Source organism: Bradyrhizobium genosp. A, assembly GCF_049949275.1.
GTDB lineage: Bacteria > Pseudomonadota > Alphaproteobacteria > Rhizobiales > Xanthobacteraceae > Bradyrhizobium.
The window spans coordinates 6,820,518-6,845,803 of the sequence record NZ_CP188196.1 but is presented as its reverse complement, the minus strand read 5'-3'; the positions used below and the strand labels follow the sequence as shown (position 1 = coordinate 6,845,803).

Below are 25,286 nucleotides of genomic sequence, written 5' to 3'. Positions count from 1 at the left end.
ATCGACAAGGTCTCTGATGGCTTCTGCGGCCTCTGCATCGCCGGCTGCGACGCTTTTCCCCAATGCTTCTTCAAGCCGATTGAGTTGCCCTTCATACCGCTTCAGGACGGCCGGATGCTTCCTTCGCTGTAATTCAAAAGAGACATGTCAGCATAAGGAGAATGCATTATTTGAATGGCGAACTCGACGCTATCGTCGCCCTCGTTGAGTGGACGACCTCGGCTCGGGACTGGATCTACCCGGTCCGTTCCGGCGAACTCGGTTGGCAAGCCAACGCCGGAATGGTGCCGGCGCGCGCGCAAGGATTGGCATGAACTTGGCGTGGCCCATCGTGACGGCCGCCTTCCTCGCTTCGCTCGTGGAGGCTGTGGAGGCTCTGACCGTTGTCCTGGCGGTGGCGACCGTAAGGGGCTGGCGCCCCGCTATGGTCGGCCTTTTCGCGGGGTTGGCCGCGCTGACGGCGATTGTCTTTGTGCTTGGACCTGCGCTGGATCGGGTCCCGCTTCATCTGCTTCAATTCGTCGTCGGGGTTCTTCTCCTCCTGTTTGGCCTCCGGTGGATGCGAAAGGCCATCTTGCGCGCGGCCGGGTTGATCGCGCTGCACGACGAGGAAGCGGCGTTCGCAGCCGAGACTTCCGAGCTTCAGGCCTTGGCGGACCGGAAGGAGATGAGGCTGGACAGAATTGCTACGCTCACTGCGTTCAAGGCGGTTCTTCTGGAGGGACTGGAGGTCGTCTTCGTGGTAATCGCCCTGGGCGCCGAGCGGGGAATGTTGTCCGCCGTCGCCGGCGCCGGTGTGGCCTGCATCACGGTCCTGTTGCTTGGCCTGGCCATCCATCGTCCACTGGCGAAGGTTCCCGAAAACGCTCTCAAGTTCGTCGTTGGGGTCCTGCTGTCGGCTTTCGGCGTGTTCTGGACGGGGGAGGGGCTTGGCATTGCCTGGCCCGGAGCGGATCTGGCGATCATCGCTTTCGCGGTGGTCTTTCTGGGCACTGGATCCGCCGCGATCGGGCTCGCGCGCGGCCTCGGTTCGAGGGTCGCTGCATGAGGGGCGCTCTACGGGAAGTGATCGGATTGTTCGTAGACGATGGCGCCCTCGCGCTGGCGATCATTGGCATCGTCGCGGGATCGGCCATCCTGGCAACGTTGCTGCCGGACTCACCGCTCGTCGCCGGTTTGGCGTTGGCGTTGGGCTGCCCGAGCTTGCTCGTCATGAATACGATGAGAGCAGCCAAAGAGAGTCGGAAGGCGCGCATCGACGGAGATCAGGTGTGACCTGGCATCGACGCCATTGGCACCCTGAGCCGCAGTGCGGCACCGGGCAGCCGCATCGACGGTCCATATTGCCAGACGAGCGAAATACGAAATCGGAAGTATCGCCAACGGAGCCAATGCCGACAGGGCAGCTCGCGTGGGAGATTGATTCAATCAGTGTTTATCTCGAGGAGATCCATCAGATCCGGGCGAGCGCGCGAGGGATAAGCCATCCGCAGTTTAAGATCCTGATGGCATTATTCAAAGACGACGGCGTCGCTGTAAATGTCGTCGCGAAGCTGCCTCACGTCGAGCCGTCGTTCGTGACGACCCAGTCGAAGGCGCTGAAAAAGAAGGGACTGCTGTATCGAAGGCCCAGTTCGATTTGACGGGCGCGTAGCTCGGTGCAAGCAAGTAAGACAAGGTCGGCATGTCTGTTGAGGGTCAAAAGCGCCGTTTGTGGCCGCAGGTCGGATATTCCGGTCTACCCTCGATCGACATGCGGAGGCATTCTTCTTGGAAATGACCAAGGCAAACGCGATGGCGCCGACGGACACAGCATTTTGGCTACCATTCGAAATCGCATTGGTGGGGCCACCCCTAAAAGTGGGATGACGGGATTACGGCGACACCCATTAGCCGGCCGGCCGTCAAGATGCACTCAACTCGACAGCTTGACTGGATCAATCGAAGAACCGGCCGATTTTGGCGCCAATAGTGGATTCCGAAATGGCGCGCCATTGGAACAAAACAACGAACTCATATACGATTGAAATTGCTTGCGATTTTTCTCGCCCGTCAAATGGTTCCACGGCCGTCGGCGCCGACTTCGGCCGCTCCCGTTGTCGTCCGGGATTTCAGCAGGTCGCACGACAGCGCGCGCCTTTCGCTCCGGGATCGTAGTATTGTGGTCGGAAGCCGTCGACGCTTCGAGACCGAGGATTTCGCGTAGCATTCGATCGCGGCGCTCGAAGAGATGCACTCCAGAATCAAGCTGATGATCGCGGCACCGGTCGGACGGCGCGGCAAATGGAGGACATTATGGCGTGGCGTGATGACAGGGCGGCACGGGCAACTCTGATCCGCGATGCGGCGGGCAACGTACAGCCGGGCAAGAGCCCACGGGCCTTTGCCGAGCCTTTGTTCGGCTACACCAATATCGAGGACCTCGCCAATCACGATGCCGCTTCGCTAGCCCTCCTGGCCGAGCAAGCCTGGGAACACGTGCAGCGGCGCACGGCAGGCAGCGCCGATATCCGCGTCGTCAACCCGATGATGCCGGACGGGCGCGAGATTTCCGTGCTCGAAATTCTCAATGACGACATGCCCTTCCTGTTCGATTCCACCATGGCGGAGCTCGCCGAGCAGGGCATCGAAGTCACCCTCGTCGCTCACCCGATCATCGCCGTGGAACGCGATGATGAGGGCAAGCTGCTGCGCTTCTACGGCGAAGCACTCCCGGAGGGAGCAAAGGGCACGCGCGAAAGCCTGATTCACCTCCACATCACCCGCCTGGATGCCGATGCCGATCGCCAGAAGCTGATCGACGGCCTCACCCGGACGTTGAACGACGTCCGCGCCTGCGTCACCGACTGGCGCGCCATGCGTGACCGCGTCGAGGAAGCGATCAAGACTTTCTCTTCCGATCCGCCGCCGCTGCCGATCGACGAGGTCGCCGAAGCCAACCAGTTCCTGCAATGGCTCTGCGCCGACAATTTCACCTTTCTCGGCGTACGCGAATATCGCTTCTCGTCCGACAGCGATGCGTCTGACGACATCACGACCCGCGAAGGCCTCGGCATCCTGCGCGATCCCGACGTGAAGGTCCTGCGTCGCGGCAGCGAGATGGTGGTGATGACGTCGGAAATTCGCGAGTTCATGCGCGAGCCGACCCTGCTGATCGTCATCAAGGCCAATGTCAGTAGCCGCGTCCATCGCCGCATCCGGATGGATTATGTGGGCATCAAGCTATACACGCCCGACGGCCGGCTGGAGGGCGAGTTGCGCGTCGTCGGCCTGTTCACCTCGGGCGCCTACACCCGCTCGGTACGGCAGATCCCTTATGTCCGCCACAAGGTGACACGGGCGCTGCAGCGCGCCGGCTTCGACCCGAACAGCCATTCGGGCAAGGCGCTGATGCACATTCTCGAAGATTATCCGCGTGACGAGCTTTTCCAGGTCGACGTTGACACCCTCTACAATTTCATCATGGAGGTCCTGATCCTCTACGAGCGCCCCCGCGTCCGGGCGCTGGCGCGGGTCGACAAGTTCGATCGCTTCGTCTCGATCCTCACCTTCATTCCGCGCGACAAATACGACACCGACGTGCGCACGCGCGTCGGGGCATTCCTGTCGCAGGTCTTCAAGGGGACCCTGTCGGCCTCTTACGTGTCCTTCCCCGAAGGATCACTTGCGCGCGTCCACTACATCATCGGGCGCTATGAAGGCAAAACTCCCGTCGTCGAGCGCGCCACGCTCGAAGCCGGCATCAGCGCCATTGCCGCAACCTGGGCCGACAAGCTGAAGGCCGCGCTCGCCGCATCGACCGATGGCATGCGGGCGCGCATGCTCACCAACCGATATGGCCGGGCCTTTAGCGGCGGCTATACCGAGGTGTTCGGCGCGGAACAGGCGATCACCGATATCACGACGATCGAAAAGCTCACGCCAGCCCGCCCGGTGACGATTTCGGTCCACCGCTTCGAGGACGAGGACGATCCCAGGCGCTTCGGCCTGAAGGTATTTTCGGACGCCGCACCGCTGTCGCTGTCCTACCGCGTGCCGGTGATCGAAAATCACGGCCTGCGTGTGGTCAACGAACGCACCTATCAGATCGTGCCCGGTAACAGGCCTGAGCCGGTCTGGCTGCACGACATGACGATCGAGACCAGCGACGGCCAGCCGATCGAGATCGGCCCGGAGTTCAGCCAGCGCCTGGAAGCCTCGATCATGGCAGTCGTCACCGATCGCGCCGAATCCGACGGGTACAATGCCTTGATCCTGCGCACGGCCCTGGGCTGGCGGGAGGTCTCGACCATCCGGGCGCTGTCGCGCTATTTGCACCAGATCCGTGCTCCGTTCACCCAGGACTATATGTGGGAGACCTTGCGCAAGAACGCCGCGATCACGGCCAACCTCGTCGCGCTATTCCAGGCCCGCCGCGATCCGCGCCTCGTCCTTACCGATCGCGAGCGTTCGGCGCGCGAGACAACTCTCCTCGCCGAGATCGAGGAGCAGCTCAAGTCCGTCGCATCGCTCGACGAAGACCGCATCCTGCGCCGTTTCACCAATCTGGTGCAGGCAACCATCCGCACCAATCTGTGGCAGGTCGGCCGGGATGGACATCCGCGTCCGGTGATCTCCTTCAAGTTCGACGCGCGCCGGATCGACGACCTGCCGGCGCCACGACCTCTCTACGAGATCTTCGTCTACTCACCTCGTGTCGAAGGCATTCACCTGCGCTTCGGCAAGGTTGCGCGCGGGGGCTTGCGCTGGTCCGATCGGCCGCAGGATTTCCGCACCGAAATCCTCGGCCTGGTCAAGGCGCAGCAGGTCAAGAACGCCGTGATCGTGCCGGTCGGCGCCAAGGGCGGCTTCGTGCCCAAGCGGCTGCCGCCGCCCTCCGATCGCGAGGCGTGGCTCGCGGAGGGCACCGAAGCCTATCGCATCTTCGTTCGCTCGCTGCTCGAACTCACCGACAATCTCGACGGCGACATCGTCGTGCCGCCCGACTTGACCGTGCGGCATGACGGCGACGACCCCTACCTCGTCGTCGCCGCCGACAAGGGCACCGCCACCTTCTCCGACATCGCCAACGCGATCTCGGCCGAGAAGAACCATTGGCTCGGCGACGCCTTCGCCTCCGGCGGCAGCCAGGGCTACGACCACAAGAAGATGGGGATCACGGCGCGCGGCGCCTGGGAGGCGGTCAAGCGCCACTTCCGCGAGCTCGGCACCAACATTCAGACCATGCCGTTCACCGTGGTCGGCGTGGGCGACATGTCCGGCGACGTTTTCGGCAATGGCATGCTGCTCTCGCCGGCGACAAGGCTTGTGGCGGCTTTCGATCATCGCGACATCTTCATCGATCCCTCGCCTGATCCTTCGATCAGCTTCGCCGAGCGCAAGCGCCTGTTCGACCTGCCGCGTTCGAGCTGGCAGGACTACAACAAGTCGCTGATCTCGGAAGGCGGCGGCGTGTTCTCGCGCCAGCTCAAGGCGATCCCGCTCGCGCCGGAAGTGCGCACCCTGCTCGATCTCGACAAGCCGCAAGCCACGCCTTTCGAGGTGATGACGGCGATCCTGAAGGCGCGCGCGGACCTCTTGTGGTTTGGCGGTATCGGCACCTATGTCCGCTCCTCCGGGGAAAGCGACGATCAGGCCGGCGACCGCGCCAACGATGCGATCCGCATCACGGGCGGCGACGTGCGCGCCCGGGTGATCGGCGAAGGTGCCAATCTCGGTGTCACCCAGCGCGGCCGCATTGAAGCGGCGCAGAAGGGCGTCAGGCTCAACACCGACGCGATCGACAATTCGGCCGGCGTGAACACCTCCGACATCGAGGTCAACATCAAGATCGCGCTGGCGCGCCCCGAGCGCGAGGGACGCCTCAGCCCGGCTGACCGCAACACACTGCTTGCCGCGATGACCGACGAGGTCGGCGCGCTGGTGCTGCGCAACAACTATCTGCAGACGCTGGCGCTCTCGCTCGCCGAACGCAAGGGCATGGCCGAGACCGGCTTCCTCACCCGCCTGATGCAGTCGCTCGAGCAGCGCGGCCTGCTCAGCCGCGCGGTGGAGTTCTTGCCCGACGACGCAGCGCTCGCCGAGCGCACAAGGCGCGGGCAGTCCCTGACGCGGCCTGAACTGGCCGTGTTGCTCGCTTATGCCAAGCTGACGCTCTACGACGACCTGCTCGCCACCGGCGTACCTGATGATCCTTATCTCGCCCGCAGACTGTCCCTGTATTTTCCGCACCAGGTTCCCGACAAATTCCCGACCGCGGTCGAGCTCCATCGCCTCCGACGCGAGATCGTCGCGACCAGTCTCGCCAATGCCGTGATCAACCGCGGGGGCCCGGCCTGCATCGTACGCCTGACTGACGAGACCGACGCCGATATCTCGACCATCGTCATGGCGCAGGTGGCGGTGGACGCGATCTACGAGCTCAGGCGGCTCAATGACGCGATCGACGCGCTCGACACACGAATCGACGGGCAGCTGCAGCTCAGCCTCTACGCGGCGATCCAGGACCTCCTGCTCTCCCGCATGGTCTGGTATGTGCGCAATGTCGATTTCAAGGACGGGCTGGAGGCGGTCGTCGCGCGCTTCGGCCCGGCTATCCGCCAGATCGTCGCCGGGCTCGACACCACTCTGCCGCCGGACTTGCAGACCGCACGTGCCAAGCGCCGGCAGGAACTCGCCGACGCCGGTGTCCCGATCGGCCTCGCCGGCGAACTCGCCGATCTCGACACCCTGGTCTCGGCACCCGATATCGTGACGATTGCCGAGCGCACCACCCGCGCCATCGGCGATGCGGCGGCGACCTTCTTCGCTGCGGAAGCGAATTTCCGTCTCGACCGTATCATCGCCGCCGCGCGCAGCGTGCCGGCAAGCGATTATTTCGAACGCATGGCCATCGATCGCGCCGTTGAGCAGATCGCGGGCGCCGAGAGAAGACTGACCGCGGATATGCTGGCAACCGGCCAGTCTGGCCAGCAGGCCGTCGAGACCTGGCTCGCGGCTCACCCCGAAGCGACGCGCATCCGCCGCTCGGTCGAGGAGATTGCTGCCAGCGGCCTGACGCTCGCCAAGCTGACCGTGGCGGCGAACCTGCTGGGGGATCTGGTCAAGGGCTGATAGGCGCCCGCGCCCGCAAACGGAGGATCCAATGATCCACGCGACTTGCCACACCGCCGACAACGTCGTCTGTCTCGAGTTCGATGCCACACCCTGGTTCAGCGAGGCCGACGCTCTGCGCATCATCGATCTGGCCCGGCGAGATTGGACGAGCGCAGCGATTGCAGAGTCGCTCGAGCGCCGACGAGGATATGAACGCTTGCACGACCTCGTCGAATATGCGGCGAAGCGACTTCAAGCGGAGTCTTTGGAGGACCCGACCTGGGAAACCTTCGAGTGTGTCGTCGACGGGCCGGAAGCTCTGGCCTGGCTCGAGACAAACCGGCCTGAAGTTGTGGCAAGGATGAAGCCTTGATCCGCGACCTGCATCACGGTCATGGCAAGCATCCCGAGCCGGAGCCGGCATCGGCGCCACCACTGATCGGTTCTGATTGAAGCGGAACCGGACCGCCCTTTTCTCGCCGCCATCGTCATTCACGGAGCTATCAGGGCGAGGCAAATGATGGGCAGTGTTCCCGAAGGTTCCGTGTGATCGTCCGACATCTTCTGCAACGTAAGACTCTCGTGTCGCGCCGCGCGCTCGTGGGCGGGCTTGTGTCGGCAGGCAGCTGCCTCGCGCTTGGCGGATGCGCAGGCTTGGGCGCGAGCGGCGCGCGCTTCGATGCGTCGTCCCTCTCCGTTGACCCCACATTGCTCGTCACCACCACGCGCAAGCCCGTGAACGGCGGTCGCACCAAACCCTGGTTCGGGCCGGAGCGCGCGACCGCAATGACGGTCGCGCGGGCGAAGCTGGTGGCGCCGGACGAGAGCCGTCTTTCTCTCGCCTCGGTCGGACTTGGCGATTGGCGCCTTGATCGGGTCGAACCGATGTCGGCCGATGTTGGCGATCTCCTCGCGCAGGCCGGCGGGGGAGGAGACGTGCTGATCTATGTCCACGGCTTCAAGCAGACATTCGAGACGGCGGCGCTCGATGCCGCCCATCTCTCCGATGGGATCAAGTTCCGCGGCCGGACCATGGTGTTCTCCTGGCCCTCCAGGGCAGGACTGTTCGACTATGCCTATGACCGCGACAGCGCGATGTGGTCCCGCGACGATTTCGAACGCGTGCTCTCTTCCATCGTGTCGGCTCCAGGCGGCGGCCGCGTGCATATCGTTGCGCACAGCATGGGAACCATGCTGACGCTTGAAAGCCTGCGTCAGGTCTACGCGCGATACGGCGACACCGTTACAGCCAAGATCGGCGCGGTGGTGTTTGCCGCGCCCGATATCGACATGGACGTGTTCTCGTCGGCGATTCACCGCATCGGTCCGCTTGCTGGCAAGATCACCGTGATCGCCGCGACAAACGATCGCGCACTGGCGCTGTCGGGGCAGATCGCAGGCGGAATGACGAGGGTCGGCGCCGCCGAGAAGGCCACTATCGAGCGGCTCGGCGTGCACGTGGTCGATGCTTCCCAGGAAGGCTGGGGCATCATCAACCACGATCTGTTTTTATCGAATGCGGAAGTGCAGCGGGTGATCCGCCGCTCGATCGACGGTACGACCGCGTAAGAAGGCGCCTGCGCTGGGCCGTGCGACGCTGGGCGAAAAGCGTGCTGCTGCGCATGCTCGTTGCGGCTTCAAGCGCAAAAACGGCAGGTTTCGGAGGGCCCGGTTCTGTACCGAAATGGCGCGCCGTTCAGAACAGAACCGCGAACTCGTACACCATTGAAATACCTACCAAAAGGAATGAATAGCCGAAAGGCGGATGGAACTCGGGAACAGGTGTTGCGTTAGATGCGAATGAGAAGGCTGCGTGGGAAGGTGACGAGCCCCAGCTTTCGCCGCCGGGATCATCGAGGGTAGCTCCGCTCCGTCCGCATCATTGACCGGCATTGGGGCACCTCGGTGAAGGAGGTCTCCATGTCAAATGGCGTCGGTTCGAGATCCAGCATCGAGGAAGCAGCCACCGGCCGGCAGGACGAAAAACGCGCCGGATGGAGCTGGTGGTACCTGCTCTTCCTCATTCAATTTATCGCCGTTCTCTGGCCGCCGTTCTACAACATGGCCAAACCAGATCTCATCGGCATCCCATTCTTCTACTGGTACCAGCTTCTCTGGGTCATCCTTGGAGCCATCCTGACCGCAATCGTTTATTTCGCGACGGAGGAGTAACCTGACCGCGGGCACGATCGAGCAAGAGGGGAGACGATAACGAAGGAGGGCAAATCGGGAGAAGTGCCGTGCAGGACGTCAACTGGACTGCCTTGATCATCTTCCTGGTGCTATTTGCCCTGATCACGTGGCTCGGCTTCGCCGCAGCGCGGTGGCGCAGGGGTGATCTTGACCAGTTGCACGAATGGGGGCTTGGCGGACGTCGCTTCGGCACCGTCGTCACCTGGTTCTTGATCGGCGGCGACCTCTACACGGCCTACACCTTCATTGCCGTTCCGGCGCTGGCTTTCGGGGCCGGCGCGGTCGCCTTCTTCGCTGTCCCGTATACGATCGTCGTTTATCCGATTCTCTTCCTGGTTTTTCCGCGGCTTTGGTACGTCTGCCACCGGCACAATTACATCACGGCCGCCGATTTCGTCCGCGGGCGCTTCGGCAATCGCTGGCTCGCGCTGGCGATGGCGGTTACCGGCATCGTCGCAACGTTGCCCTATATTGCGCTCCAGCTCGTCGGGCTGCAGGTCGTGATTGGCGCGATGGGCGTTTCGGGCGAAGGCTACACTGGCGACCTGCCGCTGCTCTTCGCGTTCATCATTCTCGCCGCCTTCACCTATTCGAGCGGACTGCGGGCTCCCGCCTCAATCGCCATCGTCAAGGACGTCCTGATTTACATCACGGCGTTCGCCGCCGTCATCGTCGTTCCCATACAGCTTGGCGGCTTTGAAAACATCTTCGCGGCCGTGCCGGCCCAGAAACTCCTGCTGGCGGCTCCCGGTGCCAACACGACCGGGGCGTACGGAGCCTACGCGACGTTGGCGCTCGGATCGGCGCTTGCGCTCTTCCTTTACCCCCATTCGATCACAGGTATCCTGAGCGCCAGCAGCGGACACGCCGTTCGACGCAACGCGGCTCTGCTGCCGGCGTATTCATTGATGCTCGGCCTGCTTGCGCTCGTCGGCTTCTTCGCCATTGCCGCAGGTGTCAGCACGCTTCCCGAATATGCAGCCGGCTTCCAACAGTTCGGCAACAACTTTGCGGTGCCCGCCCTGTTCCTCCACAGCTTCCCGTCATGGTTTGTCGGCATCGCCTTTGCCGCCATCGGCATCGGAGCGCTCGTGCCGGCTGCGATCATGTCGATCGCCGCCGCCAGTCTCTACACGCGCAACATTCACCGCGAGTTCATCAACCGCGCGCCCACCGACAAGCAGGAAGCGCAGATGGCAAAGTGGGTGTCGCTCATCGTCAAGTTCGGCGCACTGGCCTTCATCGTCTTCGTGCCGTCGAAATATGCGATCTACCTGCAGCTCCTCGGCGGAATCTGGATCATCCAGACATTGCCTGCCGTGATGCTTGGCGTCTACACGCGCTGGTTCAACGAGTGGGCACTCCTGATCGGATGGGCCGCGGGAATTGTCGCCGGCAGCGCAATGTTCGTCGCCGCGAACCTTACCCCGACCTACGCCCTTGCGGTCGGCGCGTTCACTTTCCCCGGCTATTCCGCGCTGTATGCCGTGATCATCAACCTCGTTCTGACGCTCGTCCTCACGCCGCTGTTCAATCTCATGAGCAGCGCTTCGGGCGACGAGACCCTTGCAGCCGAATATCGGGCGCCGTTGCGTCACGCGCAATGAATGCTCGGTGAATGTGTGCGCCACAATGTCGCGTCATTCGCTCAGCATCGTTCCGATTCGTGGGGAACTAGCTCCTATGGAAGGAACACACATGCGACGCTTTCGATTCATCATCGGGATTCTTGCCGCGCTGGTCGTTCCATCTGTCTCCCAAGCCCAAATCCTCAGCATTACGTTCGCCCCACCGGAGCTTCCGGTCTACGAGCAACCGCCGCTTCCCGCGCCTGGATACATTTGGACGCCCGGGTACTGGGCGTACGGCCCGGACGGATATTACTGGGTTCCGGGCACTTGGGTGGAGCCGCCGGCCGTGGGCCTGTTGTGGACGCCCGGTTATTGGGGGTGGCGTAACGGCGTCTACGCATGGAACGACGGCTATTGGGGACCGCATGTCGGCTTCTACGGTGGCGTCAACTATGGGTTCGGCTACGGCGGCCTCGGCTATGAAGGTGGCCACTGGAACAACGGCGTGCTCGCCTACAACAGCACCGTCAATAATTTCGGCAGCGTCACCGTCACCAACGTCTACAACAAGACGGTGATCAACAACAGCATCACGCGAGTCAGCTTCAACGGCGGCAGCGGTGGAGTCACGGCTCAGCCGACGCCGCAAGAGCAGGCTGCTGCGCAAGATCACCACGTTGCTCCTGCGCCCGCGCAGACCCAGCAACAACATCTTGCGAGCACGAACAGAGCGCTGCTCGCCTCCGAGAACCACGGTCGGCCGGCGATCGCTGCGACAGCCAAGCCCGGCGAGTTCACCGGCAAGGGCATTGTAGCTGCACGGGAAGCCAAGCCGGGACCGAAGCCGCTGCCGCAGCCGTCCGCGGCGGTCGCTCCCACGGTGCCGGCGCAGAATGCGATCGCCAACAAGCCGCTGGAGAGCAAGCCGCTTGCGACCACCCCGCCCGCGAATAAGCCTCTCGCGAACAATCCTCCAGCTGCAAACAAGCCACTTGACAACAAGGGACCCACTGGCCCGGAGCATGCCGCGACAACGAATGGAGCGTTGCCCAAGCCGTCGAATGCGTTGGTCAGACCGGAAGCAAAGCCACTGAATGCTGCAGCGAAGCCGGCAAATGTCGAGCCGAAACCGGCCACCGCAGCGCCGCCGCCACCGAAACCGGCCGTCGCCGCCGTCTCGAAGCCGCCCCAGCATCCACCCGCCTCGCCAGCACCACGGCAAGTTGTCGCTGCGCCGCATCCGCCCCACCCGCAAGCAGCAAAGCCAAAAGGCTCGCCGCAAATTGAAGCGCATTAGGGTCCGTGCTCAACAAAGGGCCCCGCGAATGCGGGGCGCTTTTTCGACTTGGTCAGGCCTTTGGGAGTGGTATTGGTAGAAAATCAAAAGCGCTCTTCGCCGAGCTTTGCTTTTGTCGCAACTAAGGTTGATGCAAAGAGTGTGGACGCACGATGCTGGTGCGCCCGTAATGTGTCGATGAGCTGATCAATATCGTGGCTGGTATGCCCAGCATTGAGTTGAATGCGAAGGCGCGCTTTGCCCAAGGGGACCGCAGGGAAACGAACGGCATCGACGTGGATGCCCGACTCACCAAGCGAAAGCGCGAGAGCGTCAGCGGCATCCTCATCTCCGATCAGAATTGGGACGATCGGCGAGTCCATCGAAACGAGCGGATAGGGCAATTCAGACATCCTTGCGACGAAGTAACGCTGATTTTTCCACAAGCGAACACGACGTTCGGGTTCGTCTACGACCATGTCCACCGACCGCTTGATCCGGTGGCAATGTCGACGTGAATCCATAGGCTGAGCAGGCTAGACGAATGATCTCGGCAATATGAGCCTCCGTGGCAATGAAGCCACCAATCCCGCCATAGGCTTTACTGAGCGTGCCCATGTAAATGATGCGTGCGCTTGTGACACCGAAATGTTCGCAAATTCCATCACCGTTTTCACCAAGTATTCCAGTCCCGTGAGCATCGTCTACATAAAGTGTCGCGTCGTAGAGTTCGGCAAGCTGCAATAAGTCGGGTAGAGGGGCAATATCGCCGTCTTGGCTGAAGACCCCATCCGTGGCGATGATTTTGGTTGTGGCGGTTGATTTCTTGAGAAGTGCTTCAAGGTGGTTGAGATCAAGGTGACGATAAGTTGCCCGCGCGGCTCCGGACATGCGGATGCCATCACGGATACTGACATGATTCAATTGGTCCCCAAAATAAGCGTACGTATATTCCCGCGCGCTGGTGAATCCGTATATGCGAGCATATTTGGACGTTTGCGGAAGAGACGACAAAACTCCTAAGTTCGCCATGTATCCCGTGGCGAATAGAACCGCGGCATCCTTCTTCTTACAGACTGCAAGTTTGCGCTCAAGGTCGCTGTACACTGCCAGGTTTCCGGTCAGCAGCCGTGACTCGCAGTTTCCTAGGCCGTAGGTTTCTAGCCCCCGTGTTGCTGCACTGATCAGCCGAGCGCTAGTCGCAATTGATAGATAGTTGTTGGTGCTGAAAGAAATATATTTTCTTCCATTGGCCAGAAAGGCCGGAGTGGGCAAAGATTCAACTGGATCTCCATCGTGCAAATTTTGATCAACAAGCCACTTGGCCATTTCAGTAAATTCTTGCAAGCAAATCCCTTAAATTACGGTCCCAGATCGGTGTCGTACCCATATGAAGGTGCATGCCACTCGATTGGCAAAGGGCAAGGTGACTGCGGTCGAACTGCGCCCCACGCTGCCCTAGGCCGTTCGTAACAGCCCGTGTGCATACTTTACCTAAAGCAGCGCGCCGTCCATATCGAAGTGCTCGCTATAGGCGATGATCTGCGTTCCGGCAATCAGCGCCTTCAGAACGGCCTTGCGCTCGAGCAGCGGCGCCTGGACGCTCAACGGCACCGCGGACTCGACGCGTACCGCGGCGAGGTCACGACCATATCGCGCCTGCCGATCTATGCCGCGGCGCGGCTACGGTTTATGTCTACCGCTGTGTCCTGACCGTTTGGCTAGCTTGTGATATTCGCTGGGCAGGATTCCATATGCTTCTTGAAGCGGCGTCCAAAGTGAGTCATATCGGAAAATCCCCAGCCATACGCGATCTCGCTCACAGTTCGATGTGCGTGACTTGGATCTTCAAGCGCATACCGACAACGGGCAAGCCTTTTCGCTAAAATTAGTCGTGCGATCGAGGTGTCTTGCTCGGCAAGCAGGTTGTTGGCGTATCGAACGCTGATGCCGACCAGATCGGCTACGGTTTGCGCGTCTAGATCAGGATCGGCTAGCCTTGATTCAACGGCAGTACGAATGCTGATAAGGATAGTCGCTTTGGAGGACGAAACACGAGCTCGAGCGTTCCTCGTGGTGTTGGCACTCGACACAGCCACTAAGTCGAGGATGTGAGTTCCCACGATCTCGTCAGACATCGGTTCCGGTGGTCGTCGACGACGCCAAATGCATCGCTGACAAGGGCTGCACCGTGTGTGTCGACGTCTGCCCGCTCGAAGTGCTGCGCATCAGCGACATGACCGGCAAGGCCTACATGGCCCATGACGAGTGCTGGTACTGCATGCCCTGCGAGGCCGATTGTCCGACCGGAGCCGTCACCGTCAACATTCCCTATCTGCTGAGGTGATCATGTCGAGCCCGTTCGAATCCTACGACGATCTCGAAGACGCCGACGAGCGGCTTCGGGCCGCCGACCCCGCCGAACGCCGCGTCGCCATCATGGGTTATGCGGCGCATCATCTTAATGCTGACCTGTTGCTGGTTAGGAACGGGCCTTGCGGCGTGTGACTACACAACGAGGGAGGCCGCAATCGTGGCCCCCGTCGATCCCCCGGGCGGCGACCCCGTGCAGGAGCCGACCGACGTCAAGTACTACCCGTCCGACGAGCCGGTGAGAGTTGGGCTTGAGCACTTCAACCGTGGAAGCTACGGGCTCGCTCAGCGCTATTTCAAGGACGCCGTCGAGAAATCGCCGAAGGACCTGACGGCCTGGATTGGGCTCGCTGCGAGCTATGATCGAATCCGTCGGTTCGATCTTGCGGACCAAGCTTACGCCCAAGCGATCCGGCTCGGAGGCGAAACCGTTCCTCAATGATCAGGGATATTCGTACATGCTGCGCGGCAATCTGAGTGCGGCGCGGCGGAAGTTTGAGAAGGCCTATTCGCTCGATCCCGGCAATCCGGTGATCGCCAACAACCTTGAGCTTCTCAATGGCAGCCGGCGGTTCATTGAAAGGCCGCCGAATAATCACCATAGTTAGGATATTGCGAGCGGGCATTGCCGCCTCTCGTCAATTGGGCCCGATTACAACATCAGCGTAATGGCTGCCGTTTCGGGTAATGACGATGACGCCGTTACGAATGGTAAATCTCGCGCCAAGCAGTTTACGCACCTTCTCCGTGATCGGAGAAGGGAAGGGGATGGTTTCTCCCGTGACGGGATCGCCGACCTTGATCGGCTCAGGCTGGCCCGCAACTGGAGCAGGCTTGATATAGTCGCGGATCAGCTGAAGCTCTTCGCGCGATAGGGTGAGAACAGCCTGGTCAGGACGATTCTCGGCCGGCGGCTTGGGTGCTTCACTGCCTGGCTTGTCGCGTGCCTCATTGGTGCTTGCGATCTGATCGAGCCTGGCTACGCGTAGCTTGAGCGCGATGATCTCGCGTTGCAGCGTAGCGATCTCCGCTTTGAGCGAGGTGACCTGCGTGAAGGCAATAGTCGCGCAAACGCAGCTCACGATGACGAGAACGCTCAGCAATGCGAGTAACCAGCGCTCGATGTTTCCCATCGACCCTCCGGTCGTCTCGGGGAGTTGATCGCGCTGGAGGTGCTCGCGCCAGATGCGGCGTCCCCGCAGCATCCAATTCGCAATTGCGCTCACCCGTCTGGGCTGCTCCAGCCCGGAGCCGAAGTGCGCAGATGACAAGGCGGGGGCCTCGTGGGGCGGGTGAATTATGGGCGCATAGTTGTTGCTCTGGTCGGCGCGTGGCTGCGGCTCTCGGTCCTCATCGACGTGATCGTCCGCCGGTGGATGAGCGGCGGCGTCCGGATCAGTGCGGAACGGATCATCCCGCATCTCGCGATTAAATCGGCCGGTATCCGTTCTCGATGGAGCCATCTCTTAACTTCAGCGGTTGTGCCGCCCGGGGCATCAATAAGACGGTCGTTATGCACGCTGCGCGCTTGGGTCTACGCCGACAGATCCGTAAATCGTTCCAGCATGGACGCGGATGTAAACCGTGCCGACAAGCGAGCCTTATGTCAATTGAGGACAAGGGCAGCAGCATTGGATCGGGATATCCGAGGCGAAACCACCGCTAAACCCGTATCCAATGGCATGGACTAGGGGGAGGCTCTTTGATGATCGGCCATCCGTGAATGTCGATATTTGTGCCAACGCTGCGCTGGCGGGCGGACGCGCCCGCCTCATCAGTGGCCGGCCGCTCTGTCCAGAAACTCCAGCAGAGATGGCGCCACGTCATCGAGTTCGACGAAACCGCGGCGAATCTCATCAGCGATGTCCGTAGTCACATCGCGCGACCATCCCTCTATCGGATTGAAGGCAACGATGCGGATGGGATGTTCGTATCGGCCCTCGACCAGGTGCCGCAGCAGCGTGGCGCGATTTGCGTCCTCCTCGGCAGTCTCGCACCAGGCACACCCGAGGCGGGCGCCGAAGTCTTCGAGCACAAGATAGATGTCATGGTTGACTGACGCATGCGGCACGATAGAGGGTGAGCGACCCATGGCGGCCTCCGCCAGAAAGAGTTGGCTTCGCTTGATCCCGAGAACTTCGAGCGTTTGCGGTGAGAAAGCCATGGATATAAAGAGTTAGCCGCGGCCGATGCCGCGCATTGCGCTGCAACGGATCGGGGGCTCCTCCGGTGTCGAAAAGGCCTGGACGCCCGCGCCTCTCTGGCTGAAATCCCGCACGCGAGCACCACTTGATGAGTGCGCAGCGCAACCAACGTTGTGGCGTCCCTCTCGCGCGTGCCCGCGGCGGCTACTTCTTCAACAGTATTCCCACCGTCCGCGCCATTCGCCTGACCGAGCCGGCGTGACGGCCCAGTTCGGCGGCTATCTTCGATGCGCCAACTCCCTGCCGGGCGAGCTTGACCAATCGCCGGACTTCCTGCTGGGCCCATTGCTTGGGCTTCGGTGTTTTCATGGTGCGGCGCTCGACGGGCACCTAGTTAACCAGTTAGTCCAGTGGCCAGCACTTGGGAAATCTACGGGTGGCCCCCGCGCGTGGACATCATCCTTCTGATGATCGAGTGTCTGAGTTCAGCCGGGTGGTGTGGGGAGAGGCGGTAGCGGTCTCCCGCTACCACATTCCCCAAGCTCCCGTTTGATAGCTCGGCAGAAATCAGCTGATCCTGATGCATGGTATCGCGTATATTCGAACGGCGCACCGCTCGTGTTGGCTCACGAGAGCACGCGCCGTAACGGTGGGGAGTGGGACGACATGGTCAATGGTCTGCCAAGCGAAGTTGAAGTCATCACGCTGTTCGTCGACAACATTGCGTCTTCGAAGGCGTTTTACGCCAAGGTTTTCACATCCGAGACAGTCTGGGAGGATGCCGTCTCGTCTGTATTGAGATTCGGCGGGCTCCTGATCAATCTTCTCGAAATGTCTCAGGCGCCTCCGCTCGTCGAGCCGTTGCCGGTTGGGCCGTCTTCCGCCGGGGCCCGCGCACTGTTGACGATCAGGGTCGCTGACGTTGATGAGGTGTGCTCCGCCCTTCGGGGGATTGGTGTCGATCTGCTCAATGGCCCGATCGACCGTCCATGGGGACGGCGAACCGCATCCTTCGCCGACCCCTCAGGTCATGTCTGGGAGATCGCTCAGCTGATTGGGCGGACGTAGTACGTAGGATGGGTAGAGCACTTGCGAAACCCACCATGTCCGTTTTTTAGTGACGGCCTTGATGGGTTTCGCTTCGCTCTACCCATCCTACGTACTTCATCAAGGTCAAAAAAAGATCGTCCAGATCGCGGGCAGACCGATGGTCAGAATCACGAATTACGACGACAGTACTGCACTTAATTCATTCGCCATCGCGGTCGTCCGAGTTCTGAGGCTTCGGTGCTCCCTCGCTTGATCAGGGGCCGCCCGAAATAAAGGGCGGCCTAATTTAATGCACCGTAATTCCGGGGTTTAACCTGGAAAACGCAGAACGAGGGCGTGTTGGCCAGTCTATTCAACGAAGAGACGCTCGCTGATATTGACCGCAAGTTTCGGACCGTTGGTACTCGAACCGACGGAATTGTCCTGCGCTATGTTTATCACCCGTATAAGAGTGCCCTCGCACAGGAATTTGCGCATCATGGGTTCGTTCGACGCGTTCGAATTCTAGAAAGGTGCATTCGGAACGTGTTCGAAATGATTCCGCCGAGCACGTCTAACAAGGTTTCACCTGCAATAATCGCCGACGCTCAGATCAACATCCAGGCCTTTGTCGCGAATATCTATGGATGCGTGGACAACCTTGCCTGGGTGTGGGCTCACGAGACCGGCCTAGCGGATCGAATTGATCGAAGAAGGATTGGCCTTCGCAGCCACAATACGGAGGTGCGAAAGTCATTAAGTCAGGAGACGCAGGCATATCTGACCGGTTTAGATCAATGGTTCGCTTACGTCGTCGAGTATCGGGATGCTCTTGCCCATCGAATACCGCTATACATTCCGGAGAGAGTGCGCCCGGAAAACATCGACGCATATAACGCTCTCACGGCTCAAATCGCGGAAGCGTTAAACACATTGAACGCTATCGAGTACGAGACCTTGGCGGCGCTACAAAATGAGCTTCTCGAGTTTCAACCTTTCATTACTCATTCGATAAGGGAGACAACCGGGCAAGTCGCCTTCCATGTGCAAATGATCGCTGACTTTCTAACCGTTGAAGAGCTGGGTCAAAAAATGCATTCGATCTGCGAGGGGGCTTAATGTTGGCGGCCGATTGGAGCAGTATCAAATTCCTTGAAAGCACAACCAATTTAAGAGTGTTATTGAAGCGGGTGACGGGTCGAACGCCCTCTACACAAGTCGCTCGTGAAATAGCGACTTGCCTCCAGCAAGGGCGCTTGTTTTTCGAAATCGATGCCTCTGCTCCGCTTCAGATCCAAAAATACGGTGACACCGTAATGCACCGTAATGCGTGACATTCGGGTTCGCCGCTTCTGTTGCGCATCGCACGCTGTCCTGGTCGCAGACCAGGATGCCGCGGAGCTCACCATTTCGTGTTGGCAAGATCCGTAACGAAGCGATCCGCTGGACGAAGGACAGTTGAACACCATTCCTTTGGAGGATCGCTATGGCGCTGCGCATTCCGATTGTGGCTGGTCTTGCCCTTGGCCTTTTGCCGGTGATGGCATCGGCGGGGGAACGTCCGGTCGTCGTGGAACTGTTCACATCACAGGGTTGCTCGTCTTGTCCGCCGGCGAACGCTTTCCTTAATGAGATGTCCAAGGGAAGATCTGATGTCTTGCCCCTTGCGTTCCATGTCACTTACTGGAACCGTCTTGGTTGGAGAGATCCGTTCTCTCTCGAAGCTGCGACGGAGCGACAAGACCGGTACGGTCATCGGTTTGGTGACGGGTCTTATACCCCCGAAATGGTGATCGACGGCTCGGTGGGCCTGGTTGGTTCGCGTCGGGACGAGGTCAATGTGGCTATCGCACGGGCCAAACGGAGCCAGCTCGCAGGACCTGACGTGGGCGTCGGGAAAGACGGGGATAACGTTGCGATCAGGATCGGATCTGGCAAAGGAAATGGAAAGGTGCTCCTGATCGGTTTCGACCATGAGCACACCACCAAAATTGGTCGCGGCGAGAACGGAGGTCGGACGCTCGCGGAATCCAATGTTGTTCGATCGATCCGTCAAGTCGGTGAATGGTCCGGAAAGCCGCTTGAGATCAGTGAGCGTTACCCGGATGGCCAGGACGCGGCGGTCGTAATTGAATCCTCGGACGGAAAGATCTTGGCAGCTGGCCGTCTCTCTTCCGGTTCAACCTGAGGAACGCTTCTCAACCTTCCATTCGCGATCGAGTTCTGCGCCCAGGGCAGCACTTGGCTGTCAAATGCCTTAATTCCCGGAGCCTCCTCTCCTACGGGTCGCTCGAGATCCCGCGCGAAAACGACCTTAACAAGTGCGGCTCCGCGGGGCGAGACCGCGCCAATAAATATCAGTTGTTGGAGATCGTTGATGGCAGTAGCAGCCGGCACGCAGACGCTTAGAAATCGATCGCTACTTGCGATAGCGTTTGCCTTGATATGGCTGCCGATTTTTGAAGCCAAAGCTATTGCTGCGGAAGGACTGATTACAATCCAGAGCCACTACGGTCCAAGGGAGACAATGCAAAGGCTCGAAGCCGCGGTGAAAGCCAAAGGTTTTAGTGTGTTCGCTCACATCGATCATTCTGCGCAAGCCGCACAGGTGAATTTGAGTCTTCTACCAACTGATCTTCTGATTTTTGGCAATCCAAAAGGCGGCACGCCATTAATGCGGTCCGATCAGACCGTCGGGATTGACCTGCCGCTCAAGGCTTTGGTTTGGCAAGACGAGAAAGGTACGATCTGGTTGTCGTACAATGATCCGGAATGGCTCGTGCGACGCCACGGCGGCGCTCCCGGAACGGAGGATACGGTTCGCGCCATTTCCGATGCACTCAAGGCGCTTGCCGCAAATGCAACATCGGCAGAATAGAGGTTTGTGGCTAGGGCCCACCCCATAGGAGCCACCGATCGGCGTTGACCGGCATGGCCGCGCAGATGATCCTCACGAAGTTCGTCGAGGGTAAAGATCGACGCGGCCGTCTCAGCAAGCGTCGGCCTCTTTAAATTCAATCCGAAGCGGTACCGCCGCGTGTAACGAAACGCTCCGCCCTAACGAATAACCTCAAGAAGTCGAAGGGTGTAGGTTGGCGCGCGAGGCTCGCTGCAGATCGTTCCATCGCTCAAAGGCGGGGTCGGCGGATATTCCGAGTGATGATATTTAACTTCTCGAACGTGGAGAAGATGTTATGGCCGGTCCGGTATTCAAACAATGTCGAACGGATTGAGGCCCGCAGAAGAGGCTCAGATCGGGTTAGCGCGCCGTTGGGCTCACAACGTCGAAACGCCTAGGGAGCAACCAGGCAGTCAGAGCCGCTGCCTAAGGTCAATATTCGCTACGGCGTGAAGCGAATTGCGGCCTTGGCCTGAAGGAACGGCGATGCGCACTGAAGCACTCATTGAGGCGCTGTTTCGCGATTTTGAGCCGGTGCGTCCGCGAAGCATACTCCGCGATGCGATCATCCTTTGCGTCGTGGGCCTTGTTGAGCTTCTCGTTTTTTTTGCGACGGGGCTGACGCGGCCTGACATGCATCACGCAATGTATATGCCCTCGTTCTGGTGGAAGATGGCCAGCATGGGCGTAATTGCGGTTTCCGGTGTGACGGTCGCCCTGTTGTCGGCCGATCCCACCCGATCTCCACGCGCAGGCCTGCGATGGTTGGCGATATGCGTCGCAGTAATCTTCGCTGCCGGTTGGCTTGTCGATTCGATGCAGGACGGATTTAGCGAGTTGTTGAAACGACTCGATTGGACGATGGGCATCCAGTGCACGTGGAAGATGGTGGCGCTGGCCGTGCCCTCCGTTGTTGCCATGGGGATTCTTATTCGACGCGGTGCCCCGACGGATCGGCTTGGAACGTCGCTCGCAGCCGCGCTTGGATCTGCTGCGTGGGGAGCCTTCGTGTTTGTCTTCGCGTGTCCATCCGACGATGCACTCTACATCGCCGTTTGGTACACGGTGGGCTGTGGTATTGTGACGCTTGTCGGCCGGTCAATATTAGCCAGGCTCTTTCGCTGGTGATTCGGCTGGCGTCTATGATCTTGGGCTGCTGCCGTGCACGCCGGATTTCCGGCCATCATCTCTATCGTACGTGCACTTCTACAACATCGATACGGTCGCGGGCACCAAAGCTACTTTTCAGGGAATTTTCTCATGAAAGTGGCTGTGCCTAGCTCAGCGTTCCCCGCACCGAACGCCGTGACGTTGATTTGATACGAGTGGCTGCCGCTTGGTGGGCTCGGCGGCGTATAGTTCGTCAGGGCACCGCAAGGGACTGTCGATTGGCCGTTGTAGGCGACCGTCCCGCCACCATGGTTGAAACTTGGGACATTGAGGTCGACCATGTGGAATTGCAGTGTTGTGGTCCCTTTTGGCACGCGGCTCAACGAGAACACGGGAGACCCTGACCCACACCAGCGAAAGCTCATCGATAGCGCTGATGCGTCTGCGGTGCTCACGGCTAGAAAAGCAGCTGCACAAACAGCCAATCGGATGCGCATGCTCATTTCCCCTGAGAACTTCAACGAGGCAACATTAGCAGAAGACTCGCCAAGGTTCGACCATGCATTGGCCGCCTTGGCGGATTGGCAGGGCGGTGAGAGGATCGAACTCCCACCCGATCCGCCTTCGGCCTACAAATGAAAGAGGCCCCCGTGCGGCCGAGCACGATGTCGGCCTGATCGGCGATGAAGATCAGGCGGCATTCGATGGTAGCAATAATCTCGCAGCAAAGCCAATGTGTGCTTGTTTTTCAGCGACTTCCTAGGTTGCCCTTCGTCTCCCCTAGGCAACGCCACTCGGAGCAGTCGGCCGTCTTAGCATCCGATCTCTTGATCGACCCGTCGGGCAAAACACCACGCCACCCCGTCAACCCCTCCCTGCAAAAATATTCCACTTTACCGAAATTCGGAAATGGCGTATGTGTTGCGACATCCCGGCTCATCCTTGAGGGGCGATCTCGTGTCGTCAATTTCGCGAGCCGGGCTTGCGGTGGACGCGGGCAGCGTTGGGTGCGATGGTAGCGGGCAGGGCGGGTAGTCCCTGTGAGCCCGAAACCGCGTGTCGACGAGCGGCGCTGTCAGGTTCGTCTCGCCGGCGGGTTCTTGGCCTTGTCGACAGGGCCTAAGAAAACTGCGGCGAACAAGCGAGCCGTGCGTACGGCAAAACCGTGTGGTCCTGGCCGTCGTTGCTACGGTCAAGCTGTCGCGGAGGTGTGGAGCGCCCAACCGGGTCAACCGCATTGTCAATTCGCGAAGCGAGGGAGGCCAGAACGAACTCGGCTCCCGGGAGAGCGCGGCATAAGCCGTCAACCCATCGCGCAGGGAAGGCCGAGTGATTGGCACCACCTGTATGCTGCTGTGCGGTCTCCTTGCGCTACACTTTCGCGCAGCGGACCGCGGGTGCGAGGTCAGCACCCGGCCTTCCCTGCGCCCTCTTGGCTAAGCGGGCAGCGAGACGAAGCAAAGCTCGGGCGCAATCCGCCGCGAGGGCGCCAAGGCGCGTCTGCTGTTTGAAAACCGAGCGCGCCGCAAAGTCGCCGGTCAAGATGAAATCCTTCGGCGACCGCGCTGCCCCAGGAACTCTCGACATCATCGGAGCTTGAATCAGTGGGTCAGCCTCGCCGCCAATGGCTGGCCTGCGTGGCCCCACCCCCCAGCCCCCATAGCCCCCCAAGGTGGGGCTGCGCTTCATGACAGGAGATGCAAGTGTCGGAGCCGAGTGAGCAAGAGATCAGGGAGCGCGCACACCAATTGTGGGAGCGCGCCGGCAAGCCCGAGGGCCGTGAGGACGAGTTCTGGCACGCGGCCGAGCAGGAGCTGCGCAACGAGGACAGGTCGAACCCCCTGCGGACGCCGGATACGCTGTGACGATACGCTGTGACCTGGCATGAGACGGAATTTCGGCGTATCCGCGCGTGTGGAAGGAACGGAGCTTTCCAAAAAGGAGTTATGCATTTTTGAGCGGCACGGGCCGGGGTGCAGGCCCGTTCGAAAGGGCAATGTTGCCGTGGACGAACAGCAGAAGATCGAGCACCAGATCGAACTCGCGACCCGAACGGCCGCGCTCGTCAAAGACGAAACCACCGTCCATCGCTTGAGAAGCTTCGCCGAGGAGATGAGCCGGAAGCTGCTGCGCATGATGCGGCGCGGCAAGGTGCGCGCACGCGCCTACGAGCTGTGGGAGCAGGCCGGTCGTCCGGCCGATCGCGACCTGGATTTCTGGCTCGAAGCGGAACGGCAGATCGAAGACGAACACGACGAGCGGAGGCGCCCGGACGGCTCCCAGCGATAGCGGCGGCTTCTCGCGACAAAATAGGAAGCCGCCGGGTTCTTCACCCTAGCGGCTTCGATAAGTCGATAGCTGTCGATCGCCTCCGCAGCATGGTCCTGGTCGCCAGGGGCTCGGTGTACTGTTCGAGAAGCCCGCGGGCTGGATGCGCCGCGCCGTCATGCCGACATGCGGCCGATCTCCCTCAGCCGGCCGGACAGCGCGACGTGGTCGAGCGAACGCAGCGGGAGCGCGGTGAACGCTTCTATGCGCTGGTCCAGCAGCCAATAGGCCTGCTCGAACGCCGCTGCGATCTCGGCAGGCGAGCCCGTCGTTGCGGCCGGATCCGCGATGCCCCAATGCGCCGTGATCGGCTGGCCCGGCCAGATCGGGCAGGCCTCGCCGGCGGCGTTGTCGCAGACGGTGATCACGAAATCGAGCTGCCGCGCCCCCGGGCCGAGGAATTCCACCCAAGACTTCGAGCGGAATCCCAGAACGCGGTGGCCGCGCTCTTTCAGCTGCCGCAACGTCTCCGGAAGGACCCGCCCCTTGGGGTTGCTTCCGGCGCTATAGGCACGGAATCCCGCATCCATCCTGTTCAGGATCGCTTCCGCCATGATCGAGCGCGCCGAGTTGCCGGTACAGAGAAACAGCACGTTGTAAGGTCGGTCGGTCATGGTCAAGCACCGTCATCCAGAACGTCGCCCGCGAACGACGCTGCTCCACTATCCCCGGGCGGGGTTGACCAAACGTTGCGACTCGGTAGCCGACAAGGTCGTCCGAGAGGCCTCGCGGGTCTGACGTGGGCGGCACAGTTAAAGATCAGCAAAGGGAAATGCTCGGTCGGGCGGTAGCCGGAACCAGATGAGCTTTGACCAACTCGCACGATCACCTGCCCATGGGCGCGAACCGCGTCCCGGGCCCATGCCTTCAGTTTCAAATAGAAACGTTCCCCTTTCAAGGGATGCGGCCGACCTGGATCGACAAGCACAAAAATGGCGTGCAGCCCAGGTTCCGAGCCTGTAATATCACACCGTCGGTGTCGGGGTTTGTTCAATTCCTCGATATCGAGAAGCTTGCAACACAGCGTACAGGTCCCGCAATGCTTCGGCGCTGAAGCGCAGCGACCCGGGCTTGCTATCACGTCCGGATGACAAACCCCTTTGCGAGATGATTCCGCACGAAATAGATCATCGCGATTCCCGGCACGAGCGCGAGCACGGTCATCGCCATGACGAGGCCGACATCGGTTCGGAAGCCGAATAGCGCGTTGATGGCCATGGTGATCGGCTTGCCGCCAGTCGACTGATTGTCGGTGCTGGTCATGGGCC

At 60.7% G+C, this 25,286-nt stretch carries 29 protein-coding genes; 20 read left to right on the top strand and 9 right to left on the bottom strand.

The annotated features are described in order from the left end of the window. Positions 1–310 precede the first annotated feature (310 nt). From ACP2YP_RS32155 to ACP2YP_RS32115, 9 genes are all read left to right on the top strand, one after another. The gene (locus ACP2YP_RS32155) at positions 311–1,048 is read left to right on the top strand and encodes a COG4280 domain-containing protein (RefSeq protein ID WP_426420222.1); all 738 of its coding nucleotides are present in this window, start codon (positions 311–313) and stop codon (positions 1,046–1,048) included. Positions 1,049–1,074: 26 nt separating this feature from the next. Continuing rightward, positions 1,075–1,275, top strand: a complete 201-nt coding sequence (locus tag ACP2YP_RS32150; protein ID WP_426420221.1) for a hypothetical protein — start codon at positions 1,075–1,077, stop codon at positions 1,273–1,275. After that, positions 1,272–1,643 (top strand): MarR family transcriptional regulator, encoded by a 372-nt coding sequence (locus ACP2YP_RS32145; protein ID WP_426420220.1) that lies wholly within the window; start codon positions 1,272–1,274, stop codon positions 1,641–1,643. Before ACP2YP_RS32150 ends, ACP2YP_RS32145 begins: the two co-directional genes overlap by 4 nt. A gap of 640 nt (positions 1,644–2,283) precedes the next feature. Next, the gene (locus ACP2YP_RS32140) at positions 2,284–7,113 is read left to right on the top strand and encodes an NAD-glutamate dehydrogenase (RefSeq protein WP_426420219.1); all 4,830 of its coding nucleotides are present in this window, start codon (positions 2,284–2,286) and stop codon (positions 7,111–7,113) included. A gap of 31 nt (positions 7,114–7,144) precedes the next feature. Further along, on the top strand, positions 7,145–7,468 hold the full coding sequence (locus ACP2YP_RS32135) for a hypothetical protein (RefSeq protein ID WP_426420218.1): 324 nt from the start codon (positions 7,145–7,147) through the stop codon (positions 7,466–7,468). 173 nt (positions 7,469–7,641) lie between these two features. Beyond that, positions 7,642–8,664: an alpha/beta hydrolase gene (locus ACP2YP_RS32130; protein ID WP_426420217.1), complete on the top strand. Its 1,023-nt coding sequence runs from the start codon at positions 7,642–7,644 to the stop codon at positions 8,662–8,664. Between the two features lie 351 nt (positions 8,665–9,015). Beyond that, entirely contained in the window at positions 9,016–9,267 is a 252-nt protein-coding gene (locus tag ACP2YP_RS32125) for a DUF3311 domain-containing protein (RefSeq protein ID WP_426420216.1), read from the top strand. Positions 9,268–9,335: 68 nt separating this feature from the next. Next, positions 9,336–10,895, top strand: coding sequence for a monocarboxylate uptake permease MctP (mctP, locus tag ACP2YP_RS32120; RefSeq protein ID WP_426420215.1), 1,560 nt, complete (start codon positions 9,336–9,338; stop codon positions 10,893–10,895). Between the two features lie 91 nt (positions 10,896–10,986). Further along, on the top strand, positions 10,987–12,156 hold the full coding sequence (locus ACP2YP_RS32115; RefSeq protein WP_426420214.1) for a hypothetical protein: 1,170 nt from the start codon (positions 10,987–10,989) through the stop codon (positions 12,154–12,156). An 83-nt stretch (positions 12,157–12,239) separates the two neighbouring features. Here ACP2YP_RS32115 and ACP2YP_RS32110 read toward each other — a convergent pair whose 3' ends face one another. The 3 genes from ACP2YP_RS32110 to ACP2YP_RS32100 all read right to left on the bottom strand — a co-directional run bounded on the left by ACP2YP_RS32110 (position 12,240) and on the right by ACP2YP_RS32100 (position 14,273). Further along, entirely contained in the window at positions 12,240–12,539 is a 300-nt protein-coding gene (locus tag ACP2YP_RS32110) for a hypothetical protein (RefSeq protein WP_426420213.1), read from the bottom strand. A gap of 1 nt (position 12,540) precedes the next feature. Then, positions 12,541–13,464: an aminotransferase class I/II-fold pyridoxal phosphate-dependent enzyme gene (locus tag ACP2YP_RS32105; protein ID WP_426420212.1), complete on the bottom strand. Its 924-nt coding sequence runs from the start codon at positions 13,462–13,464 to the stop codon at positions 12,541–12,543. A gap of 392 nt (positions 13,465–13,856) precedes the next feature. Then, entirely contained in the window at positions 13,857–14,273 is a 417-nt protein-coding gene (locus tag ACP2YP_RS32100; RefSeq protein ID WP_426420211.1) for a helix-turn-helix domain-containing protein, read from the bottom strand. 8 nt (positions 14,274–14,281) lie between these two features. On the opposite strand from ACP2YP_RS32100, the gene ACP2YP_RS32095 reads away from it, so the two are divergent. From ACP2YP_RS32095 to ACP2YP_RS32080, 4 genes are read left to right on the top strand one after another with little or no spacing between them, the layout of a single operon-like run. Beyond that, positions 14,282–14,482, top strand: coding sequence for a 4Fe-4S dicluster domain-containing protein (locus ACP2YP_RS32095; RefSeq protein ID WP_426420210.1), 201 nt, complete (start codon positions 14,282–14,284; stop codon positions 14,480–14,482). 2 nt (positions 14,483–14,484) lie between these two features. Continuing rightward, on the top strand, positions 14,485–14,643 hold the full coding sequence (locus ACP2YP_RS32090; RefSeq protein ID WP_426426478.1) for a hypothetical protein: 159 nt from the start codon (positions 14,485–14,487) through the stop codon (positions 14,641–14,643). 25 nt (positions 14,644–14,668) lie between these two features. Further along, a complete protein-coding gene (locus ACP2YP_RS32085) occupies positions 14,669–14,950 on the top strand; it encodes a tetratricopeptide repeat protein (protein WP_426420209.1) in 282 nt (93 codons plus the stop codon). A 16-nt stretch (positions 14,951–14,966) separates the two neighbouring features. Then, a complete protein-coding gene (locus tag ACP2YP_RS32080) occupies positions 14,967–15,116 on the top strand; it encodes a tetratricopeptide repeat protein (RefSeq protein WP_426420208.1) in 150 nt (49 codons plus the stop codon). A gap of 30 nt (positions 15,117–15,146) precedes the next feature. Here the strand turns inward: ACP2YP_RS32080 and ACP2YP_RS32075 are convergent, their stop codons facing one another. The 3 genes from ACP2YP_RS32075 to ACP2YP_RS32065 form a co-directional block, all read right to left on the bottom strand. Beyond that, entirely contained in the window at positions 15,147–15,971 is an 825-nt protein-coding gene (locus ACP2YP_RS32075; RefSeq protein WP_426420207.1) for a hypothetical protein, read from the bottom strand. Between the two features lie 311 nt (positions 15,972–16,282). Continuing rightward, positions 16,283–16,672, bottom strand: coding sequence for a hypothetical protein (locus ACP2YP_RS32070; protein WP_426420206.1), 390 nt, complete (start codon positions 16,670–16,672; stop codon positions 16,283–16,285). A gap of 184 nt (positions 16,673–16,856) precedes the next feature. Continuing rightward, positions 16,857–17,021, bottom strand: coding sequence for a hypothetical protein (locus ACP2YP_RS32065; RefSeq protein ID WP_426420205.1), 165 nt, complete (start codon positions 17,019–17,021; stop codon positions 16,857–16,859). A 297-nt stretch (positions 17,022–17,318) separates the two neighbouring features. Between ACP2YP_RS32065 and ACP2YP_RS32060 the strand changes: the two genes are divergently transcribed. From ACP2YP_RS32060 to ACP2YP_RS32040, 5 genes are all read left to right on the top strand, one after another. Then, positions 17,319–17,720 (top strand): VOC family protein, encoded by a 402-nt coding sequence (locus ACP2YP_RS32060; protein ID WP_426420204.1) that lies wholly within the window; start codon positions 17,319–17,321, stop codon positions 17,718–17,720. Positions 17,721–18,041: 321 nt separating this feature from the next. Continuing rightward, positions 18,042–18,800, top strand: coding sequence for a hypothetical protein (locus ACP2YP_RS32055; protein WP_426420203.1), 759 nt, complete (start codon positions 18,042–18,044; stop codon positions 18,798–18,800). Positions 18,801–19,167: 367 nt separating this feature from the next. Next, positions 19,168–19,869: a DUF1223 domain-containing protein gene (locus ACP2YP_RS32050; protein ID WP_426420202.1), complete on the top strand. Its 702-nt coding sequence runs from the start codon at positions 19,168–19,170 to the stop codon at positions 19,867–19,869. A gap of 189 nt (positions 19,870–20,058) precedes the next feature. After that, positions 20,059–20,559: a DUF302 domain-containing protein gene (locus tag ACP2YP_RS32045; protein WP_426420201.1), complete on the top strand. Its 501-nt coding sequence runs from the start codon at positions 20,059–20,061 to the stop codon at positions 20,557–20,559. A 507-nt stretch (positions 20,560–21,066) separates the two neighbouring features. Then, positions 21,067–21,708 (top strand): NrsF family protein, encoded by a 642-nt coding sequence (locus ACP2YP_RS32040; protein ID WP_426420200.1) that lies wholly within the window; start codon positions 21,067–21,069, stop codon positions 21,706–21,708. A 110-nt stretch (positions 21,709–21,818) separates the two neighbouring features. Here ACP2YP_RS32040 and ACP2YP_RS32035 read toward each other — a convergent pair whose 3' ends face one another. After that, a complete protein-coding gene (locus ACP2YP_RS32035) occupies positions 21,819–22,031 on the bottom strand; it encodes a hypothetical protein (RefSeq protein WP_426426330.1) in 213 nt (70 codons plus the stop codon). Positions 22,032–23,387: 1,356 nt separating this feature from the next. On the opposite strand from ACP2YP_RS32035, the gene ACP2YP_RS32030 reads away from it, so the two are divergent. Then, positions 23,388–23,555 (top strand): DUF2934 domain-containing protein, encoded by a 168-nt coding sequence (locus ACP2YP_RS32030; protein WP_426420199.1) that lies wholly within the window; start codon positions 23,388–23,390, stop codon positions 23,553–23,555. A gap of 139 nt (positions 23,556–23,694) precedes the next feature. After that, positions 23,695–23,979, top strand: coding sequence for a DUF2934 domain-containing protein (locus ACP2YP_RS32025; RefSeq protein WP_426420198.1), 285 nt, complete (start codon positions 23,695–23,697; stop codon positions 23,977–23,979). Positions 23,980–24,134: 155 nt separating this feature from the next. On the opposite strand, the gene ACP2YP_RS32020 is transcribed toward ACP2YP_RS32025, so the two are convergent. Next, positions 24,135–24,632, bottom strand: coding sequence for an arsenate reductase ArsC (locus ACP2YP_RS32020; protein WP_426420197.1), 498 nt, complete (start codon positions 24,630–24,632; stop codon positions 24,135–24,137). 463 nt (positions 24,633–25,095) lie between these two features. Then, complete coding sequence (locus tag ACP2YP_RS32015) at positions 25,096–25,281, bottom strand: hypothetical protein (protein WP_426420196.1); 186 nt, start codon at positions 25,279–25,281, stop codon at positions 25,096–25,098. Positions 25,282–25,286 lie beyond the last annotated feature (5 nt).

Bases quoted from the DNA above. Each gene is read 5' to 3' on its own strand.
- ACP2YP_RS32070 (WP_426420206.1), bottom strand. From the start codon at position 16,672: ATGGCTTTCTCACCGCAAACGCTCGAAGTTCTCGGGATCAAGCGAAGC.
- ACP2YP_RS32045 (WP_426420201.1), top strand. From the start codon at position 20,059: ATGGCAGTAGCAGCCGGCACGCAGACGCTTAGAAATCGATCGCTACTT.
- ACP2YP_RS32155 (WP_426420222.1), top strand. From the start codon at position 311: ATGAACTTGGCGTGGCCCATCGTGACGGCCGCCTTCCTCGCTTCGCTC.
- ACP2YP_RS32115 (WP_426420214.1), top strand. From the start codon at position 10,987: ATGCGACGCTTTCGATTCATCATCGGGATTCTTGCCGCGCTGGTCGTT.
- ACP2YP_RS32135 (WP_426420218.1), top strand. From the start codon at position 7,145: ATGATCCACGCGACTTGCCACACCGCCGACAACGTCGTCTGTCTCGAG.
- ACP2YP_RS32090 (WP_426426478.1), top strand. From the start codon at position 14,485: ATGTCGAGCCCGTTCGAATCCTACGACGATCTCGAAGACGCCGACGAG.
- ACP2YP_RS32040 (WP_426420200.1), top strand. From the start codon at position 21,067: ATGCGCACTGAAGCACTCATTGAGGCGCTGTTTCGCGATTTTGAGCCG.
- ACP2YP_RS32065 (WP_426420205.1), bottom strand. From the start codon at position 17,021: ATGAAAACACCGAAGCCCAAGCAATGGGCCCAGCAGGAAGTCCGGCGA.
- ACP2YP_RS32075 (WP_426420207.1), bottom strand. From the start codon at position 15,971: ATGGCTCCATCGAGAACGGATACCGGCCGATTTAATCGCGAGATGCGG.
- ACP2YP_RS32035 (WP_426426330.1), bottom strand. From the start codon at position 22,031: ATGGTCGACCTCAATGTCCCAAGTTTCAACCATGGTGGCGGGACGGTC.
- ACP2YP_RS32060 (WP_426420204.1), top strand. From the start codon at position 17,319: ATGGTCAATGGTCTGCCAAGCGAAGTTGAAGTCATCACGCTGTTCGTC.
- ACP2YP_RS32015 (WP_426420196.1), bottom strand. From the start codon at position 25,281: ATGACCAGCACCGACAATCAGTCGACTGGCGGCAAGCCGATCACCATG.
- ACP2YP_RS32125 (WP_426420216.1), top strand. From the start codon at position 9,016: ATGTCAAATGGCGTCGGTTCGAGATCCAGCATCGAGGAAGCAGCCACC.
- ACP2YP_RS32105 (WP_426420212.1), bottom strand. From the start codon at position 13,464: ATGGCCAAGTGGCTTGTTGATCAAAATTTGCACGATGGAGATCCAGTT.
- ACP2YP_RS32030 (WP_426420199.1), top strand. From the start codon at position 23,388: ATGCAAGTGTCGGAGCCGAGTGAGCAAGAGATCAGGGAGCGCGCACAC.
- ACP2YP_RS32050 (WP_426420202.1), top strand. From the start codon at position 19,168: ATGGCGCTGCGCATTCCGATTGTGGCTGGTCTTGCCCTTGGCCTTTTG.
- ACP2YP_RS32100 (WP_426420211.1), bottom strand. From the start codon at position 14,273: ATGTCTGACGAGATCGTGGGAACTCACATCCTCGACTTAGTGGCTGTG.
- ACP2YP_RS32140 (WP_426420219.1), top strand. From the start codon at position 2,284: ATGGAGGACATTATGGCGTGGCGTGATGACAGGGCGGCACGGGCAACT.
- ACP2YP_RS32080 (WP_426420208.1), top strand. From the start codon at position 14,967: ATGCTGCGCGGCAATCTGAGTGCGGCGCGGCGGAAGTTTGAGAAGGCC.
- ACP2YP_RS32020 (WP_426420197.1), bottom strand. From the start codon at position 24,632: ATGACCGACCGACCTTACAACGTGCTGTTTCTCTGTACCGGCAACTCG.